General features: G+C 53.1%; 23 protein-coding genes and 1 pseudogene. 21 read left to right on the top strand and 3 right to left on the bottom strand.

The features are described 5' to 3' along the window. Nucleotides 1-6: 6 nt before the first annotated feature. From BUB35_RS08120 to BUB35_RS08065, 14 genes and pseudogenes are all read left to right on the top strand, one after another. A complete protein-coding gene (locus tag BUB35_RS08120) occupies nt 7-774 on the top strand; it encodes a class I SAM-dependent methyltransferase (RefSeq protein WP_002586626.1) in 768 nt (255 codons plus the stop codon). 170 nt (nt 775-944) lie between these two features. Next, nucleotides 945-1,124, top strand: a complete 180-nt coding sequence (locus tag BUB35_RS20350; RefSeq protein ID WP_005924787.1) for a hypothetical protein — start codon at nt 945-947, stop codon at nt 1,122-1,124. Nucleotides 1,125-1,202: 78 nt separating this feature from the next. After that, complete coding sequence (locus BUB35_RS20345) at nt 1,203-1,367, top strand: hypothetical protein (protein ID WP_005924781.1); 165 nt, start codon at nt 1,203-1,205, stop codon at nt 1,365-1,367. Continuing rightward, the gene (locus tag BUB35_RS08110) at nt 1,360-1,557 is read left to right on the top strand and encodes a helix-turn-helix domain-containing protein (protein ID WP_001909500.1); all 198 of its coding nucleotides are present in this window, start codon (nt 1,360-1,362) and stop codon (nt 1,555-1,557) included. Before BUB35_RS20345 ends, BUB35_RS08110 begins: the two co-directional genes overlap by 8 nt. Nucleotides 1,558-1,688: 131 nt before the next feature. Continuing rightward, a complete protein-coding gene (locus BUB35_RS19580) occupies nt 1,689-1,880 on the top strand; it encodes a hypothetical protein (RefSeq protein WP_000841357.1) in 192 nt (63 codons plus the stop codon). Nucleotides 1,881-2,536: 656 nt separating this feature from the next. Next, nucleotides 2,537-2,935 carry a plasmid mobilization protein gene (locus BUB35_RS08100; RefSeq protein WP_001126628.1) on the top strand — a complete coding sequence of 133 codons (399 nt, stop codon included), beginning with the start codon at nt 2,537-2,539 and terminating at the stop codon, nt 2,933-2,935. Next, the gene (locus tag BUB35_RS08095; protein ID WP_009249723.1) at nt 2,907-4,574 is read left to right on the top strand and encodes a relaxase/mobilization nuclease domain-containing protein; all 1,668 of its coding nucleotides are present in this window, start codon (nt 2,907-2,909) and stop codon (nt 4,572-4,574) included. Before BUB35_RS08100 ends, BUB35_RS08095 begins: the two co-directional genes overlap by 29 nt. Further along, nucleotides 4,564-4,950: a cysteine-rich VLP domain-containing protein gene (locus BUB35_RS08090; RefSeq protein ID WP_000998386.1), complete on the top strand. Its 387-nt coding sequence runs from the start codon at nt 4,564-4,566 to the stop codon at nt 4,948-4,950. The genes BUB35_RS08095 and BUB35_RS08090 overlap by 11 nt, the downstream gene beginning before the upstream one ends. Nucleotides 4,951-5,082: 132 nt before the next feature. Further along, on the top strand, nt 5,083-5,817 hold the full coding sequence (locus tag BUB35_RS08085) for a replication initiator protein A (RefSeq protein WP_432765087.1): 735 nt from the start codon (nt 5,083-5,085) through the stop codon (nt 5,815-5,817). After that, nucleotides 5,814-6,653: an ATP-binding protein gene (locus tag BUB35_RS08080; protein ID WP_000200031.1), complete on the top strand. Its 840-nt coding sequence runs from the start codon at nt 5,814-5,816 to the stop codon at nt 6,651-6,653. Before BUB35_RS08085 ends, BUB35_RS08080 begins: the two co-directional genes overlap by 4 nt. A 14-nt stretch (nt 6,654-6,667) precedes the next feature. Then, nucleotides 6,668-6,856 (top strand): transposon-encoded TnpW family protein, encoded by a 189-nt coding sequence (locus BUB35_RS08075; protein WP_000427739.1) that lies wholly within the window; start codon nt 6,668-6,670, stop codon nt 6,854-6,856. Between the two features lie 111 nt (nt 6,857-6,967). Beyond that, nucleotides 6,968-7,063: pseudogene (locus tag BUB35_RS19230) on the top strand (recombinase family protein); the annotation flags it as partial. 154 nt (nt 7,064-7,217) lie between these two features. Further along, on the top strand, nt 7,218-7,568 hold the full coding sequence (locus tag BUB35_RS08070) for a TnpV protein (RefSeq protein ID WP_071432524.1): 351 nt from the start codon (nt 7,218-7,220) through the stop codon (nt 7,566-7,568). A gap of 13 nt (nt 7,569-7,581) precedes the next feature. Beyond that, a complete protein-coding gene (locus tag BUB35_RS08065) occupies nt 7,582-7,857 on the top strand; it encodes a DUF6809 family protein (protein WP_002596150.1) in 276 nt (91 codons plus the stop codon). A gap of 66 nt (nt 7,858-7,923) precedes the next feature. Here the strand turns inward: BUB35_RS08065 and BUB35_RS08060 are convergent, their stop codons facing one another. Genes BUB35_RS08060 through BUB35_RS08050 form a run of 3 tightly spaced genes read right to left on the bottom strand, consistent with a single transcriptional unit; the run spans nt 7,924 to nt 10,737 of the window. Next, nucleotides 7,924-8,952 (bottom strand): virulence RhuM family protein, encoded by a 1,029-nt coding sequence (locus BUB35_RS08060; RefSeq protein WP_071432522.1) that lies wholly within the window; start codon nt 8,950-8,952, stop codon nt 7,924-7,926. Then, the gene (locus BUB35_RS08055; protein ID WP_007885059.1) at nt 8,949-9,869 is read right to left on the bottom strand and encodes a DNA gyrase inhibitor YacG; all 921 of its coding nucleotides are present in this window, start codon (nt 9,867-9,869) and stop codon (nt 8,949-8,951) included. The genes BUB35_RS08060 and BUB35_RS08055 overlap by 4 nt, the downstream gene beginning before the upstream one ends. A gap of 31 nt (nt 9,870-9,900) precedes the next feature. Next, the gene (locus BUB35_RS08050) at nt 9,901-10,737 is read right to left on the bottom strand and encodes a hypothetical protein (RefSeq protein ID WP_072850759.1); all 837 of its coding nucleotides are present in this window, start codon (nt 10,735-10,737) and stop codon (nt 9,901-9,903) included. A gap of 262 nt (nt 10,738-10,999) precedes the next feature. On the opposite strand from BUB35_RS08050, the gene BUB35_RS08045 reads away from it, so the two are divergent. The 7 genes from BUB35_RS08045 to mobQ all read left to right on the top strand — a co-directional run bounded on the left by BUB35_RS08045 (nt 11,000) and on the right by mobQ (nt 18,131). Continuing rightward, entirely contained in the window at nt 11,000-11,203 is a 204-nt protein-coding gene (locus BUB35_RS08045; RefSeq protein ID WP_007885061.1) for a transposon-encoded TnpW family protein, read from the top strand. A gap of 1 nt (nt 11,204) precedes the next feature. Continuing rightward, a complete protein-coding gene (locus BUB35_RS08040; RefSeq protein ID WP_014078520.1) occupies nt 11,205-13,127 on the top strand; it encodes a recombinase family protein in 1,923 nt (640 codons plus the stop codon). 68 nt (nt 13,128-13,195) lie between these two features. Continuing rightward, complete coding sequence (locus BUB35_RS08035; protein ID WP_072850741.1) at nt 13,196-13,816, top strand: CHC2 zinc finger domain-containing protein; 621 nt, start codon at nt 13,196-13,198, stop codon at nt 13,814-13,816. Further along, nucleotides 13,794-15,173 carry a DNA primase family protein gene (locus BUB35_RS08030; protein WP_072850739.1) on the top strand — a complete coding sequence of 460 codons (1,380 nt, stop codon included), beginning with the start codon at nt 13,794-13,796 and terminating at the stop codon, nt 15,171-15,173. The genes BUB35_RS08035 and BUB35_RS08030 overlap by 23 nt, the downstream gene beginning before the upstream one ends. Nucleotides 15,174-15,562: 389 nt before the next feature. After that, complete coding sequence (locus BUB35_RS08020; protein ID WP_014078521.1) at nt 15,563-15,775, top strand: DUF6471 domain-containing protein; 213 nt, start codon at nt 15,563-15,565, stop codon at nt 15,773-15,775. A gap of 4 nt (nt 15,776-15,779) precedes the next feature. Then, the gene (locus tag BUB35_RS08015) at nt 15,780-15,986 is read left to right on the top strand and encodes a hypothetical protein (protein ID WP_009860798.1); all 207 of its coding nucleotides are present in this window, start codon (nt 15,780-15,782) and stop codon (nt 15,984-15,986) included. A gap of 438 nt (nt 15,987-16,424) precedes the next feature. Further along, nucleotides 16,425-18,131, top strand: a complete 1,707-nt coding sequence (gene mobQ / locus BUB35_RS08010) for a MobQ family relaxase (protein WP_009860797.1) — start codon at nt 16,425-16,427, stop codon at nt 18,129-18,131. The last annotated feature ends 9 nt before the right edge of the window (nt 18,132-18,140 follow it).

The following is an 18,140-nucleotide window of genomic DNA, read 5'->3' as shown; positions in this document are numbered from 1 at the left end:
GTAACAATGGAATATAGTAAGGAAGATTTAATGGAAGCAAAAAAGCAAATTTGGGGAGTGGGAGAGAACATGGGAACAGAGGAAAGTAAAAAAATCTGGGAGGAGAACGCACAATTTTGGGATAATGCAATGGGTGACGAATCTAATGAATTTCACAGAGAGGTAGTGCGTCCCAAAGTAACGGAACTTCTATCTCCTAATCCTGCGGATTACATTTTGGATATTGCGTGTGGCAATGGAAATTATTCTTCGTATCTTGCACAAAGAGGCGCTTCGGTTGTCGCTTTTGATTACAGCAAAAAAATGATAGAATTGGCTAAAAGACGGCAATCACAATATGCAAAACAAATTGAATTTTGTGTGGCGGATGCGACCGATAGAAAAAGTATATTAGAATTAAAAAGAAATCGAGCCTTTACGAAAGCAGTTTCTAATATGGCAATTATGGATATTACGGATATTGAACCACTTCTTATGGCTGTTTATGAACTGTTGCAGGAAAGCGGAATTTTTGTCTTTGCAACGCAACACCCTTGTTTTGTCACGTTGACTGAAAAATATATGACACCGCACAGTTACTATGATATAGCGATTGAAGGGCAACCGAAAGAGCAGATTTATTATCATCGTTCCATACAAGATATTTTTAACCTTTGTTTTAGAGCTGGATTTGTCATTGATGGATTTTATGAAGAATGTTTTAAAACCAACAAAGAAATTCCTATGGTAATGATAGTAAGGCTTAAGAAGGTAAAACGTGATAGCTTAAAATAAATTCAAGTTTGTCGGGTAAATAGCAAACCCAGCCGAGCCAGTCAACGATAAAATGAACGCCGCTTCGCGCCGTCGTTGACAGCCCCGCCCGTCTTTGCTGGTAGGCAATCAAGGGGCGACAGCAAGGAGTACTGCCGCCCCGCACTATTATTCAGAGAGGGGGAATTTCCATGACCGAAGATGAAGCCTACAAGGTGCATATCCAGTACACATTCAATGCCTTTTGCAAGGTAGTCATTCGTCACGCAGCCATAGATAAAATCTTGAAGCTGCGCCGGAGGTGGGAACGGGAAGTTTCCCTTGATTATCTGATGAGTGAAAAGTTTGTCCAGCTTGCCGAGCCGGAGTAGCTTGAAGAATATCTTTTTACCGCCTGCGGCCAGACCGCCGTTCTGTATCATGCGGAGCTTGCCGCCGCCCTTGCCCTTTTGCCGGAGCAGACGCAGGAAGAAATTTTTCGTTACTATTTCCTGCGCCAGCCGCAGCGAGTGATCGGCGTACATATTGGCCGGACACGCAGCACAGCGGGGCGGCATATCCGGCTTGCCTTGCAGCGGTTAAGGCGGCTCATGGAGGGAAATGACTATGAGTAAACTTCTCCCCTATGAAACAATCGTCAAAGCCCATGAGGGCGACCCGGACGCAATCGACACCATTCTTTCCCACTATGCCGGATATATCCGCTACTGTTCCAAAGTACACGGGAAAGTCAACGCCGAAGTTGAGGAACATATAAAGCAACAGCTCATTGCCGCCCTGTTCAAATTTCGCTTTGACCGATAAACAAAGAACAAACACTGGCTGTCATTAGCGGTTTCACTCCAGCCAGTTTACAATTCATCTATTCCTAAAGGAAGCAGGTCATAGTATAATAGAACCAACGACAAATATACTTTTAGGGGAGATATAGCAATATGAAAAGTAATAAATACTTAACTATTGGCTTATTAACAGGATTTATTGTCGGTGGTTGCATAGGTGTGTTGGCATGGGCGTTTTTGCAAAATCTTTTTGCTATTTCTATTTGTGCAGGTATCGGAATGTTGATTGGAATTGTTATAGGTACATTGATTGATTATGAAAAAAATAATCATCAAGAGAAATAGAAAAAATGCACAATGCCTTAAAGGGAAAACAGGAATTTATTGTGCTATCCATCATCGGGCCAACCTGACCTGAACTTTCAAAACTGAATATCCACCGCCCATCGGCGGCCAGCGAAAGCAGTAAGTCTGAAAAAGATTTGCTGCTTTTTTCTTTATCCGTTTGGCAAAATCGCAAAGTCATCCGTAGTAGGTAGGTGAAGCCGGAAACAAAAAATTTTCTGCGGCGGTAGCCAAATCTGCATTTTCTGTATTTCTAAGGCAAAGGAAAATTTGAGAAAATTCCCGGCAAGCGGGTAGCTGGCGGCCTTTGAAATGTATCTTTAGCGGAAAGAAAGAACTGCGGGTAAAAATCGCCCCACGCCGTAAGATTTTTGCAGAAATCCGGCCAAAACAGGCGGCAGCTATACGAGTAGTAAGTGCAAGGGGAAATCTACGGCTTACTTAGAGCAAGTTTCTACCACGGTGCCAAAATCCGCAATTCTGCGGTTTTGCCCCTCGCGGGAAACTTGTTGGGGAGTGCCTTCCCCAAACCCTGCTATGCGGCTTGCGCCGCAAAAAGATTTCCGTCCGGCGAAAAGTTTTTTCTCTCTTTCGCCCCGGAAATGGCTAACAGATAAGAGCATTTTTTGTGATAAGTGAAAGGAGGTTTACAGCCCATGCCGAAGCGATACAACACCCCCCACCGCAGCCATGTTGTGAAAACCCGGCTGACCGATGAAGAATACGCCGACTTCACAGAACGGCTTGCGCCCTATGGTATCAGTCAGTCCGAATTTCTCCGGCAGGCCATCCGGCGCACTACCATACGCCCCGTACTCCATGTGTCGTCAGTCAATGACGAGCTGCTCTCCGCTGTCGGGAAGCTCACAGCCGAGTACGGCAGGATTGGCGGCAATCTCAACCAGATTGCCCGCACCCTCAACGAGTGGCATAGCCCCTACCCGGCTATGGCAAAGGAATTGCGGGAAGCGGCCGCCGACCTTGCCGCCCTCAAGTATGAAGTCCTAAAGAAAGTAGGTGACGCCGTTGGCAACACTCAAGCATTTAGGCTCTAAGAACGCCGACTACGGAGCCGCCGAACAATACCTGCTCTTTGAGCATGACGAATTTACTATGAAGCCCGTCCTTGATGAAAACGGCAGGCTTATCCCCCGTGAGGATTATCGCTTGTCCACGCTGAACTGCGGCGGCGAGGATTTTGCCGTTGCGTGTATGCGCTCCAATCTCCGCTATGAGAAAAATCAGCGGCGGGAGGATGTGAAAAGCCACCACTATATCATCAGCTTTGACCCACGGGACGGGCCGGACAACGGCCTGACCGTAGACCGGGCGCAGGCGTTGGGGGAGCAATTCTGTAAAGAGCATTTCCCCGGCCATCAGGCCCTTGTCTGCACCCACCCGGACGGGCATAACCACAGCGGCAACATCCATGTGCATATCGTCATTAACAGCCTGCGGATAGAGGAAGTGCCGTTCCTGCCCTACATGGACAGGCCAGCGGACACGAAAGCCGGGTGCAAGCACCGCTGCACCGACGCAGCCCTACGCTACTTCAAGTCCGAGGTCATGGAGATGTGCCACCGGGAAGGACTTTACCAAATCGACCTCTTGAACGGCAGCAAGAACCGTGTCACAGACCGGGAATATTGGGCGCAGAAAAAGGGACAGGCCGCACTGGACAAGCAGAACGCCCCCATGATTGCAGGCGGTATCACGCCCCGGCAGACCAAGTTTGAAACGAACAAGGAGAAGCTGCGGCAGACCCTACGGAAAGCCCTTGCCACCGCTGCCAGCTTTGACGAGTTTTCCTCTCTGCTGTTGCGGGAGGGTGTGACCGTCAAGGAGAGCCGGGGGCGGCTGTCCTACCTCACGCCAGACAGGACGAAGCCTATCACCGCCCGGAAGCTGGGCGGCGACTTTGACCGCACCGCCGTCCTTGCCGTTTTGGAGCAGAACGCCCAGAGGGGCGTAACGGTTCGCTACACCCCGCAGCACCAAGCCGCCAGAGCCGCCGAACAGACCGCAGCCATACCCGAATACCTACACGCCGGGAAAGGCCGCTTACAGGGCGAAAAGACAGGGAAAATCGACCCCAGACAGGACAGTGTGCAGCGGCTTGTGGACATTGAGCAGAAGATGGCCGAGGGCAAGGGCAAAGGCTATGAACGATGGGCGAAGATACACAATCTGAAACAGGCCGCCAAGACCCTGACCATCTACCAACAGTACGGCTTTTCTTCCCCGGAACAGCTTGAAGCCGCCGTTGCTACCGCCTATCAGGAAATGCGCCAGACCAGCGGCGAACTGAAAGCACTGGAAACGAAGCTGCAAGGGAAAAGGGAGTTGCGGCAACAGGTACTTGCCTATGCCAAGACCAAGCCCATCCGCGAGGGGCTGAAAGCGCAGAAATCCGAGAAAGCCCGCGCCGCATACCGCCAGGCAAACGAGAGCGATTTTATCATAGCCGAAGCCGCCGCCCGGTATTTCAAGGCACAGGGGCTTACCAAGCTGCCCGGCCGAAAAGCGTTGCAGGCCGAGATCGAGCAGCTTATCTCCGAGAAAGACGGCCTGTACAACACCTATCACGAACAGAAGCAGCGGTTCAGGGAGTTGCAGACCGTCAAGCGGAACATCGACCAGATTTTGCGCCGGGAAGAGCCGCACCGCAGAAAGGAGCAGAGCCATGAACGATAAGCCGTCCCGCATGGACTACCGCCAGCACCAGGCAGCCCGCCGCCTTGTGCATGAGTGCTGTAACTACGACGAGGGGAACTGCCTGCTGTTAGACGACGGGGAGCCTTGCGTGTGCGTCCAGAGCATTTCCTATTCCCTCATGTGCCGCTGGTTCCGTGTGGCTGTCCTGCCCCTTGACGGGGAGCTGGCCGCAGCCCTCTTGTACCGGGGGAGCCGGAAACGCTGCGCGGTCTGCGGGGCGGCCTTTGTCCCCAAATCCAACCGGGGGAAATACTGCCCCGGCTGCGCCGGGTGCATGAAGAAACGCAAAGCCGCCGAGAGAAAGCGGAAACAAAGGCAGAAATGTCACGCTTTAGAGCCTTTCAAACCCGCATAAATCAAGGCTTTTTTCGTGGGTGTCAAAGGGTATGCGATACATTTATCCTTTCCCCCCGGAAATGCCGTCCTAATGCGTGACAAAGCCCAAAAACGACACAACACAGAGGGAGGTGATACTATCGCTGATTATATCAGGGCAGACACCACGCTGCCCGCCTATCTTCCATACCCCCGTTTCCTGCTGAAAATGGAGATTTCACAGACCGCCAAGCTGCTGTATGCGCTTTTATTAGACCGCTCCACCCTGTCACAGAAGAACGGCTGGCAGGACGGCGAGGGCAGGATATTCATTGTCTACCCCGTTGCGGAGATAGCGGAAATGCTGGACAAGGGTTGTACCGCCATCAAGGGAGCCTTGAAAGAACTGGACGCAGCCGGGCTTTTAGAACGGGAACGGCGGGGCTTCTCCGCACCCAATCGGCTTTATGTGAAAGTGCCGCCTGTCCCAGTGGTACGGTTTTCCGACCAACTGATGGCCGGAAAAGCGACCCTCATACAGTCGGAAAAGCGACCTTATGACGGTCGGAAAACCGACCCTATGATGGTCGGAAAACCGACCCCTAACAAAACTAATATAAACAACTTAATAGAGAACCAAACAATGAGAGCGAGTGGGGAGCCGCCCACAGCTTATGGCCGATATGAGAATATTTTTCTGTCAAAGGACGAATATGACGAGTTACAGGCAGAATACCCGGACAGGCTGGAACGGCTGATTGAGGAAATGAGCCATTACCTTGCCGCCAGCGGGAAAGCCTACCAGAATTATGCCGCCGCCTTGCACAGATGGGCGGCCAATGACAAAAAGGGAGCCGTAAAACAGGGCATCCCCGACTATACCTGTATGGAGGGAGAAAGCTTATGACAAGTGAAATCAAAGATATTTTGGAGAACATGACAACCGCCGCCCCGGAGATGGAGGACTATATCGGCGAGGACGGACTGCTTTACTGCGGAAAGTGCCATACGCCGAAAGAAGCCTACTTCCCGGAGGGTAAGGAGCTGTTTGGCCGTGACCGCCACCCGGCAGAGTGCGACTGCCAGAGAGCCGCCCGTGAGCAGCGGCAGGCCGCCGAGGAACACCGCCGCCATGTGGAAGCCGTGGAAAATCTGAAACAGAGGGCTTTTGCCGACTCAGCCATGCAGCAATGGACATTCGAGAACGACAACGGCAGAAACCCGCAGACCGGGATTGCCCGGCGGTATGCGGAGCATTGGGAAGAAATGCAGGCCGAAAACATCGGCTGCCTGTTCTGGGGGAACGTCGGCAACGGGAAAAGCTACCTTGCGGGCTGTATCGCAAACGCCCTCATGGAGAAAGAAGTCCCCGTATATATGACGAACTTCGCCGTTATCCTGGGCGACCTCTCTCCCGGCTTTACAGGCCGGAATGAGTATATTTCCCGCCTTTGCCGCTATCCGCTGCTTATCATTGACGACTTCGGCATGGAGCGTGGCACCGACTATGGACTGGAACAGGTATTCCATGTGATTGATACCCGATACCGCAGCAACAAGCCGCTGATCGCCACCACCAACCGCCCGCTGGACGAGTTGAAAAAGCCGACAGACACGGCCCATTCCCGGATTTATGACCGACTGCTGTCCATGTGCGTCCCGATACGCTTTACTGGCGTCAACTTCCGGCAGGAAACCGCAAAGCGGAAAATGGAAACCATGAAGAAACTGCTGGCTGAATGAAAGGAGTATTGCCTATGGAGAATATCAAGCAGCACGACCACCGTACCACCCGCCGCCCCGACTGCGTGACGGAAATCCGCATGGGGAATACCGTTCTTGTCGTGTCCGGCTTTTTCAAGAAAGACACCACCAGCACCGCCGCCGACAAGATGGCGAGGGTACTGGAAGCGGAAGCCGCTGCTACACAAAAAAAGGCGATTTGACAAGCTGTAAAGAAGCAGATTTATCACTTTTACCGCTGTACAGCCGCCCCTGTTCCGTGGTACAATGAAACCACGGAATAGTGGGGCTGGCTGTCGGAAACGGAGGATTTTATGTTAAGACAAGCCACCCAAAACCTCATTACCGCCCTTTATCCGAGATTGTCCCATGAGGACGAATTGCAAGGCGAGAGCAATTCCATTTCCAACCATGATGTAATGTATAGAGGGTGGAATACACCAAAAAACATTACATCATGACTGGCGGCTCATTTGTGGCGAATGAAAAGACAGTTATGATAAAGGAGGGATGCCCTCAAACCTACCATAACTGTCAATCACATTCCCTCGAAAGGAGCTTTGTATGGAACTGACTTATACCCAATGCGGCGACTATTTCATCCCCGATCTTGTGTTATCGGACACCAAAGAGTATCATATCGGGAAATATGGCCGGTTGCGCCGTGCCTACTTAAAAGAACACCGGCCCATTCTGTATACCGATCTTATTGTCACTGAAAAGCTGTTTCCCCATTTGGAGGAAATCGACACCGCCTGCCGGGAGCGGCTGGAAATTATCGAAAAAGCCATGATGCAGCAAGAGGGCGTCACAGAAGCCCTGAAATCTGCCGACCAGATGGCATGGGTGCGCTCCATGAACTCCATCCACAACAGGGCCGAGGAAATCGTCCTGGCGGAGTTGGTCTACTGTTGAGGGAGGGAACGCAATGATTTTGGAAGCCATGTATAACGGGGAGTTTTATCCCTGTGAAACCGTTGTTCCCACATCCCCGGAATACCGCAAGGCGATCCAAACCTGTGCGGCGTTGATGGAGCAGTTATCCCAGCGGCTCAGCAAAGAGGACTATGCTCTGGTGGAGGAACTCCGGGCGCAGAACGCTATCGCTCAGTGCGAGGAAAGTGAGAGCCATTTCAAGTATGGCTTTTCGGCGGGGCTGATTGTCCAGCAGGAGGCCCATGAACAGCTGCAAAACAAGAAATAAGCGATGGCCGAAAAAGCCCACGCAGCCGGAAAGAGACCGGTGGCGTGGGCTTTCTGTTATATATGGTTATTCTGTCAGATCATCCGAAGTTTCCGCAACCAGCCGGTCAAAGTCGCTCTGATAGGTCCGATCCTGCAATACCCGGAACTTTTCAAACTCTTTCTCAGCAAAGGCTTTGGCGATGGCGGCGGTCACCTTGCCTTTATCATGCAGAATATCTTCCTCGTTGAACTGTAAAAATGCGTCAAGCCGCTTGACCCAATCGGCCATATACATGACATTTCCCCGGCGGGCCTGCCGTTCCGCATAGTCCAGGTACATGGTGACGATCTCGTTCAGGTTTCGCATTTCCGTTTCGTTCAGATAGTTTTTGGCGACGGTGACATCCGATTTGCGGATACGGCCTTTGGGGGCGTTTTTCCATGTGGTAAGCCCCATGTTGGGCTTAGTGCTGTCGGCACGGCCATATACGATCTCGGCGGCGGTATGATGGGTGACCGCATAGTGGAGCTTATTCTGCACCGTGGCGAAAAACTCCTTTGTAATAGGGCTTTCCACATCGTAGTCGGCGCTGCACTGGGAATAGATGTCCGTGATTTTCTGGTAAAATCTTCTCTCGCTGGCCCGGATGTCCCGGATACGCTCCAGCTGTTCCTCGAAATAATCCTTGCCGAAAAAGTTCTCCGGCTCCCGCAGCCGTGCGTCATCCATCACATAGCCTTTGATGATGAACTCTTTCAACACCCTGTTTGCCCAAATGCGGAACATGGTCGCCTTTTTGGAGTTCACCCGATACCCCACAGCGATAATGGCGTCCAGATTATAATAGTTGGTCTGATACCGTTTCCCGTCCGCCGCAGTTGTTTCCATTTTGGAAACAACTGAATCCTCGCTCAGTTCGCCGGATTCAAAGATATTTTTCAGGTGCTTGGAAATGGCCGCTTTCTGTACCTCGAACAGTTCTGCCATTTTTGCCTGTGTCAGCCAGAGGTTTTCCTGAAAGAGCAGGATTTCCACCCGCACTTCTCCGTTTTCGGTCTTATAAAAGAGGATTTCTCTGGTTTCATACGGGGTCAGTCCCTGTTCCTCGCTCATTCCTCGTCACCTCCATCCGTCCGGTTCTTTCCCCGGCTCTTGTAGACATTATACTGGTTCTTGCACCGTGGGCTGCAAAAGGCGGCGTTGGACCGGCTACCCAGAAACACCTTCTGGCAGTGCTTGCACAGGCGCAGGGGCTGGTCACCGTCTACCAACATGAAGCTGAACATCATCTGGATGCCCAGCAGCAGCGAATGGAAATCCCAATAGATGGTGGGCTTATCCAACAGCTCAATGTGGTAGCTGGGGGCAATCCCGCCGAACGCAGCCATGGCCTTGCGATACAGCCCCCGTGCGTCCTCGTCAATGGAATCATAGTCATTGTAGTACAAAATGGCGGTGGTCAGTGTAAAGGCCCAATCTTTGAACTGCTGGGCAACCCAGTCGTAGGGTTCCGCATATTCCCGCTGGAAGCTCATGTTCTTCGCCATCGGCTCGTCCATGAAGGTCATGGTCAGGGCAACCATCGTCCGGTCACCGGACACATTCCATGTGGATTCAATGCCTTTCTTCACCAAATCCAGCTGATCAAAGGGATAAAACAGGGACAGATATTTGTCCGTCGCCATGGATTCTTCCTTAATAAAGTGGTTTTTCGGTAGGTACACCGCCTCATAGTCCATAAAAGACGGCGTGGTGGGCAGGGCGGTCATCAGCCCCAGCAGGCCGTACCGGGTGACAAACTCCATCACTGCCTTTTCCACTTCTGCTTCCGGCTTGCGTCCCATCATCAACATCCCTACATTCAGGGCATCCAGCACAATGTTGGGGACCTCTTTCAGCGGATTGTAGACATCCGGCTTTGCACTCTTGCCGGGGGTGATGTACCGCTTGCCATCTTCCGCTGTTTTCAGCTCGTAGTGATCGTACCGCACCCAATGGGAACGGGACTGTTCAAACAAATTTTTCATCATACACGCCCTTTCTCCTTAATCGTCCCAATTATCAGGGGTGGTTTTTCTTTTTTCTGCGCTTGGTCTTGTTCTCTCGCCGGATCACGGCGTCCTTGCCCTGTTTCCTTGCAATTTTCGAGTATTCCTCCAAAAACTGGCGTTCCCGCAAGGTCAGGCTGCCGCCATGCTCCTGCTTGCCGCACAGATGGTCATACATCTGGCGCTGTAATTTCTTGTGGATGGTTTTCCGCAGTTTGCGGATATTGCGGTCAGACTGCCCACGGACAGCGGCAAGCCGGGTGGTGCTGTACAGCCGCAAAGAGAGGAAATACAAAACTTCCTTATGTTCTTCGCTCAGTTCCTCCACCATGCGGGAAATAAAGGAGTCAGCGGTCAGGTTGTGCATCTCATAGGGGCAGTCAAACAGGATGTCCAGAAAGTTCCCGGCCATCAGCTGCCGGTATGTGGGGTTGTTCATCCAGCGGGGAATGAGCTTCGGTTCCGGGACCGCCTGATACTCCAGCGGCACATCCCCACGGAGGTTTTCATGGTCCCGTTCCCGGCGCTCCCGGTTCCGGTCCAGCTTGTTCCATTCCTCCACCACGGCTCGGAAATCCTTTTCGGTGCGGGCTGCTTCCTCCAGCCGCCGTATGGCCTCGGCCCGCATCTCCCGTTTCAGCCGCTTATCGCTGACCGGGGCAGCTTCTTCTTCCTCGTCCTCCAGCTCTGCTTCATAGTCGATGGGATGCTCGTCCTGCTCCAGCTCATTTTCCAGCTCGGCCAGACGTTCTTCCGCAAGCGCCTGTTCCAGCGTTTCTTCCGCCCCAGCGTCCCATCCGGTGAAGCCACCTTCGGTATCCAGAAGCTCGTCATCAGACAGATACGCCATGACCCCACCTCTTTTCAAAAAAATATTTTGCGATTTTTCAAAAATGGTTCCGTTTTGCACCCCAGATTTCTCCTATTAGTGAAAGAGTAATCTAAAAACAAGTTACTTGGGTTACATTCGCTCGTTCACGCAGGAGAAAGGGGGCTTTCGCCATGTTCAGGCTTGATACAAAAAAGCAGTAACACAATCGCAGGTTACAAACAACGGAACTATAACAACAGTATACACCGGATGCGCCGAAAGCGCAAGAAAGAGAGGTTCTATGGCAGATAAAAACGCCGTGTTTCTGACCCGGCACATTGGCAACACCACCTATAAAGTTCGTGTCTACCTCAGCGAAACCGCCGAGGAAACGATGGAAGATAAAATTCTGCGGCTGATCCGCAACGACGGGCTGGCAAATCAGCCGGAATGTGGTATAATGGAACTGCCACAAATGAGCCGTCCGTCTGAAAGGAGCGCCTGATATGGCAAACAGACAGACGGAAGAAAAAATCACTGCGCTCTATGAGCGCCTGTCCCGTGACGATGACCTCACGGGCGACTCGAACTCCATTCTGAACCAGAAACGTTATCTCGAAAGCTATGCAGCACAGCGGGGCTACACCAATATCGTCCACTACACAGACGATGGGTGGTCCGGCGGCAACTTTGACCGTCCCGCATGGAAGCGCCTTGTGGCGGACATTGAGGCGGGCAAGGTGGCCCATCTGCTGTGTAAGGACCTAAGTCGGATCGGCAGAAACTACCTGCAAACCGGCTTTTACACCGAGGTAATGTTCCGGCAGAATGGGGTTCATTTTGTTGCTGTCGCCAATAACATTGACAGCGAGGAACAGGACAGCGGCGAGTTTGCACCCTTTCTCAATATCATGAACGAATGGTATCTGCGTGACCAGTCCAAAAAGGTTTCGGCAGCATACCGTGTCAAGGGCAAGGCGGGCAAGCCCACCACCAACAACGCCATCTATGGCTACAAAAAAGACCCGGAGGACAAGGACCACTGGCTGGTGGACGAGGAAGCTGCCACTGTGGTGCGGCGAATTTTCCGGCTTGCGGTGGAGGGACACGGCCCCTATGAGATTTCCAAAATGCTCACAGCCGAGAAGGTGGAGTGCCCCGCCTATTATCTGGCCCGCAACGGCAGGGGCAGCCGGAAGAATACCGTGGACACCAGCCGCCCCTATGACTGGTACGGCTTTACGGTCAGCTCCATGTTGGAGAAACCGGAATATATGGGGCATACCGTGAATTTCCGTTCCTCCAAAAAGTCCTACCGGGATAAGCGGGTAAAAAATGACCCGTCCGACTGGCTGATTTTTGAGAATACCCACGAGGCCATTGTTGACCCGGAAACCTGGCAGCTGGCCCAGCAGGTGAAGCGGACGGTGCGCCGGACAGATACCACTGGCGTCGCCAATCCCCTGACCGGCCTTGTGTTCTGTGCCGACTGCGGAGCAAAGATGTATAACCACCGGGGCAAACACACACGGGCAGATGGCAAGGAGTACAGAAACGACACCTATAACTGTTCCACCTACTGCTTGACCATCGAACGAGAAACCCAGATGTGTTTTTCCCACAGCGTCAGCACCAAGGCTCTGAACGCCCTGATTCTGGAAACCATCCGCACTACCGCCAGCTATGCCATCCAGAACAGGGAGGAATTTATTCAGAAGGTTCGCAGCATTTCACAGGTTCGCCAGCAGGAAGCAGCCAAGGAGCTGAAACGCAAGGTCGCCAAGGAGCGCAGGCGCAGCGCCGAGCTGGACGTGCTGATTAAAAAGCTGTATGAAACCTATGCCATGGGCAAGTTGGAGGAAAAACGGTTCGAGCTGCTGTGTGCCGAATATGAGAAGGAACAGGCCGAGCTGGAACAGCTGCTTGCCTCCGAGCAGGCGCAGCTGAACCAGTTCCATGAGGACACGGACCGTGCCAGTCACTTTCTGGCGCTGGCACAGAAATATACAGATTTCACCGAGCTGACCGCCCCTATGATCCATGAATTTGTGGAGAAGATTCTGGTCCATGCCCCGGACAGAAGCACCGGGGAACGGGTTCAGGAAATCGAGATTTACCTGAACTTTATCGGGAAATTTGAAGTGCCCATGCCCGAACCCACCGAGGAAGAACTGGCTGCGGAGGAAAAGCGCCGCCAGAAGCGCATCCGTGACCATGAAAAATATCTGCGCCAGAAGGAGCGCAAACAGAAGATTGCCGAAGGGCTGATCGTTCCGGGTGAACCGTACCAGCTGGTGTGCCAGTGCTGCGGAGAGTCGTTCCAGTCTATCCGCCCCAACGCTAAATTCTGCAAACCCGCCTGCCGGGAGAAGTTCTACCGGCAGGAAAAGCGGAAAGCCAAAGAAACGGAAGCATCACAAACTGCATAAAGACTGCGGCCTGCCCAAATAAACCGGGCAGGCCGCATTTTTTATGCCCTGAAACGGAGGGATTTTTTATGACACTCTTTGAACTGGTAAAACAGAATATTTGTGTGCCCGATGCGGCTGAACACTATGGGCTGCAAGTCAGCCGAAACGGGATGTGCAGCTGTCCGTTCCATGAGGACCGGCACCCCAGCATGAAGCTGAACGAGCGTTATTTTTACTGTTTCGGCTGCGGAGCCACCGGCGATGTGATCGACCTTGTGGCGAAGCTGTTTGACCTGAGCAGCTACGAGGCAGCACAGAAGCTGGCCCAGGATTTTGGGATTGGCCCGGACAAGCCGCCTGCGGCAGCTGCCCTGCCCAAACCGGAGCGTCCCCTGCTGAAAGCATACCGGCAGGAGCAAGTGCGCTGCCTGCGGGTGCTGTGTGATTATCTGCATCTTCTGGAAGGTTGGAAACAGAACTACGCCCCATCCAATCCAGATGACAGTTTAGATGACCGGTTTGTGGAAGCCTGCCAGATGCTGGACTATGTGGAGTATCTGGCGGATTTGCTCATTGCCGCCGAACTGGAACAGCGGGTGAAAATCGTAGAAATGCTGAACAAGGATGGCCTGATTGCCGGTTTGGAGGAACGGCTGGACAGGCTGAAAAAGGAGGATAACGCCCATGAAAAACAAAACGCAGCTTGACGGGATGCCCGTCTGGTTCGATGGCAAAAGCATCAACGAAGCCCTGTTTTGTGAGGAGTTCTTGCAGACGCACAAGATCATCTTCACAAACGGGGCTTTTTTCACGCCCGAAGGCCGTGTGACAGACGAACTGCCCCTGCGGGGAGAGATTTTTGAGGAGCTGAAATGCTGTGCGGTCAGCAACATTCCCCGCAAAATCAGCAACATTGTGGAGCTGATGAAGCTGGCGGCGCTGGTGGAGGATTTTCCCCCGGAGCCGGACCGGATTCACCTTTCCAACGGGACGCTTTTTCTGGATGGAACCTTTGCGGAGGGAAAGCCGGAAAACGTCCGCAACCGTTTCCCCGTGGCCTACAACCCCAACGCCCCAAAGCCTGTTCTCTGGCTGCAATTTCTGGATGGTCTGCTCTACCCGGAGGATATTCCCACCTTGCAGGAATATATCGGCTACTGCCTGATCCCCAGCAATAAGGGACAGCGGATGATGGTGATTAAGGGCAGCGGCGGCGAAGGAAAGTCGCAGATCGGCGCTGTGCTGGGAACTTTGTTCGGTTCCAACATGAAGGACGGCAGCATCGGGAAAATATCCGAGAACCGGTTTGCCCGTGCTGATCTGGAGCATATCCTCCTGTGCGTGGATGACGATATGCGGATGGAGGCTCTGCGCCAGACCAACTATGTAAAATCCATCGTCACCGCCCAGGGCAAAATGGATTTGGAGCGCAAGGGCAAGCAGAGCTATCAGGGATGGATGTGCGCCCGGCTGCTGGCTTTCTCCAACGGAGATTTGCAGGCGCTGTTTGACCGGAGCGACGGATTTTACCGCCGTCAGCTGGTGCTGACCACAAAAGAAAAACCGGCTGGCCGTGTGGATGATCCCGACCTGGCCGAGAAGATGAAAGCCGAGGTGGAGGGTATTCTGCTGTGGGCTTTTGAGGGATTGCAGCGGCTGGCCGCCAACAACTTCAAGTTCACCGAAAGTGACCGCACCAGAGAAAACCGGGAGGCAGTCAAACGGGACAACAACAATGTCTATGATTTTCTGGATTCTGACGGGTATGTTCGCCTGAAAGCCGATCTATCTGCCAGCTCCAAAGAACTGTACGAAGCATACCAGATTTACTGCACCGAGAACAACCTGCCTGCCCTGAAACCACGCAGCTTCAGCGAAGCTCTGATCGCCTGCCAGAGCCGCTACAATCTGGAATACTGCAACAATGTGACCAACGCAGCCGGACGGCGGGTGCGTGGTTTTCTGGGGGTTGAAGTATTGGTGAGAAATCATATATCAGTGTTTTCCGGCGATTCGATGCGTACGTACGTACCGGAAGATGTGCCGGAGGAATGGCGGCGCTGAATCGTGTACGTACGTACGCTTTGATTGACAGTTGTTCTCCCTTTTATAGCAATTCAGCGGTTGTATATCAAAAATCGCTGGCAAAATCGGAGGGGTAAATCAAGGCAAGTGGGAATCGAAAAGTATTTGACGGTTGGAAGAAATCATTTTGCGAAACCGTGCTTCTCACCCCGGTGAACCGAGTGCATGGAACCATGGGAAAATGCACGGTTTCAAACCAAGTCACACGGAACGGGAAAGTCGGAAGGTGCGACCTATGGACGGGACATCACACCGGCAATTCTGAACGGATTTATTGATAAGAGAATTTTTCACGACACAGCGAAGCGGCTATGCCAGAGGGCGTACCGGCTTCGCTTTTTTATCAAGTAAATTTAGGAGGATTTTTGATGATGACGGTACGCAACGAAATTAAGGCACAGATCGTCCGGGCGGGATACACCATGCAGGAGCTGGTTGACCGGCTTCATGAGGAATACGGCTGGTCGGACAGTGTTTCCAACCTGTCCGCCAAGCTCCAGCGAGAATCTATTCGCTATAAAGAGGTCGTGGAGCTGGCCGATGTGCTGGGCTATGACCTGATCTGGCAGAAACGGAGGTAAACCTATGACAAGTGAAGAAAAGAAACTGTTACAGGCAAAGCACCGCTTGGAGGAAGCCCAGGCACGGGACCGGGTGAAGGCACGAAAAGCCCGGACAAGGCGGCTCATTCAGGAGGGCGCTGTGCTGGAAAAAGTGCTGCCGGAAGTACAGGCGGTAGGGCTTGATAATCTGGAAGAATACCTGCGGCGAAAGCTGGCAGCGCACGATTGAAAATGGCTGGGAGGTCTCCGGGAAACCGGGGGCCTTCCTCTTTTTCATCCCGAAGGGCGCACTTACTCACCACCTGCTAAAGCAGGCGGTGGTAGCCCTCCCGTTGGTCGGGCACGTGCGCTCTCCGAGAGGGATTGCGACTCCTGCGGGAGCCGCTGGACAAGGCTGCATTTCTGCCAAACTGCCAGCCTTGCCCATGCAGTCGGCGCAGGGGTTTTCGTTTTGGAATCCCCTGTTCATGGGGTGGTATATTGCCACCCCATCCCGCCGCCTGCCTGCGTCAACCTGCCACCGGCAGCTTGACACAGATACAGGGGTGGAACGATTCGCTCCACCCCTGCTGGTGGTACGTCGCATTTCACGACGTACCTGTTGTAATCGAGTACGGAAGAAGGGCTGCTGCGTTTCACAGTAGCCCTTCGGAAAGGACGATAGACAATGGCGATTTATCATTTGGAGGCCAAAATAGTCAGCCGTGGAGCTGGACGCTCCGCCGTAGCTGCTGCGGCCTATCTGAGCTGTTCCCGGATGCTCAACGAGTATGACGGGGTGCAGCACGACTACACCCGCAAACAGGGCCTTGGGTGGCGGCAGGTTTTTCTGCCAGCCACCGCCCCCGCAGAGTGGCAGGATCGAGAAATCCTGTGGAACGCTGTGGAGGAAACCGAAACCGCAAAGGACAGTCGCCTTGCCCGTGAATTTGTGGCGGCGCTGCCCATAGAGTTAAGCCGGGAGGAACAGATTCAGCTCCTGCAAGATTTCATCAAGGAGCAGTTTGTGGCAGACGGAATGTGCGCTGATGCTGCTATCCATGACCCGTATCCCCCCGGACACAATCCCCATGCCCATATCCTGCTGACAGTGCGCCCGCTGGATGAAAAGGGAAAATGGCAGTACAAGACCGAGAAAGAATATCTCTGCGTCAAAGACGGCGAAGAACAGGGCTTTACCGCCGCTGAGTTCAAACAGGCACAGGCCGACGGCTGGGAGAAACAGTACCAGTACAAAGTGGGCAAAAAGAAGGTGTATATGGCCCCGTCCGCAGCGCAGGCGCAGGGCTATGAACGGGTATCCAAATATCCTAAAAGCACCAAATATGGCAGGCAAAATCCCATCACGGAACACTGGAACAGCGACGAGCAGCTTGTTTTGTGGCGGGCTGCATGGGCGGATGTGGCAAACCGCCATCTGGAGCGCACCGGGCACGAAGAACGCATCGACCACCGCAGCCATGCCGAGCGTGCTCTGCTGGAGCGGCCCACGGTCCATGAGGGTGTGGTTGCCAGAGCCATGGAGAAAAAGGGCATTATCTCTGACCGGTGCGAACTAAACCGGCAGATCAAGGCGGACAATGCCCTGCTCCGGGAGCTGAGAGGACAGGTCAAAAAGCTGGCGCAGGCAGTTAAAAATACCATCCCGGCGCTCGCCGAGACCATGGAGAATCTGCGAAAAAATTTGCTTCTGTTCTGCTATCAGCTGGGGTATCTCCGCAAGGGCAAGGAACGCCTGAATGCTTCGCTGAATACGCTGCGCCCTGCCCTCACACAGTACAATCAGCTTGCAAAGGACATTCGGGATAAGACGAAGGAGCGCCGCAGTCTGCTTTCCGAGAAAAAGGCGCTCTCTGCGGTTCATGTATTCTGGCACCGGGAACTGGCGGCTAAGATTGCGGCACTGACAGAGGATTTGGAGGAACTGCGTTCGGAGAAAAATCTGCTTCTGGCGTCGCTGGCATATTCCGAGGAAGATGCCGCCGATAAATTTCCCAAAGACATCGCCGCCATGGAGCAGAGCCTGAAACGGCTGGAAGAACAGGAACAGAAATATTCCGCCGAGTTGGACGCTGCCCTGAACGAGTATGCCGGGCTTCGGGAGCAGGCCCAGGGCTTCGACCCAGTGCAGCTGTATGAAGCAAGACAGGCCATCCGCCCCGGCAAAGAACAGGAAGCGGAGAACCAGGCACAGCAGGTTTACGTTGAGAAGTACAGCCCACTTCTGATGTTTGACAGTAAAAAGGCGGTGTCCCGGATGCTGGACGAGGATGCAGAGCGGCTGGCCGTGCGGAGAATGGTGCGCCAGACGCAGAAGGAGCAGCAGATTTCCAACAAGGGAAAGCGCAAGAATCAAGGACGAGATGTGAGATAAAAAGCTCTT

Source organism: Anaerotignum lactatifermentans DSM 14214 (assembly GCF_900142265.1).
Taxonomy (GTDB): Bacteria; Bacillota; Clostridia; order Lachnospirales; family Anaerotignaceae; genus Anaerotignum; species Anaerotignum lactatifermentans.
Note: the sequence above shows the minus strand (reverse complement) of the source record. Positions and strands in the feature narration are given on the sequence as shown.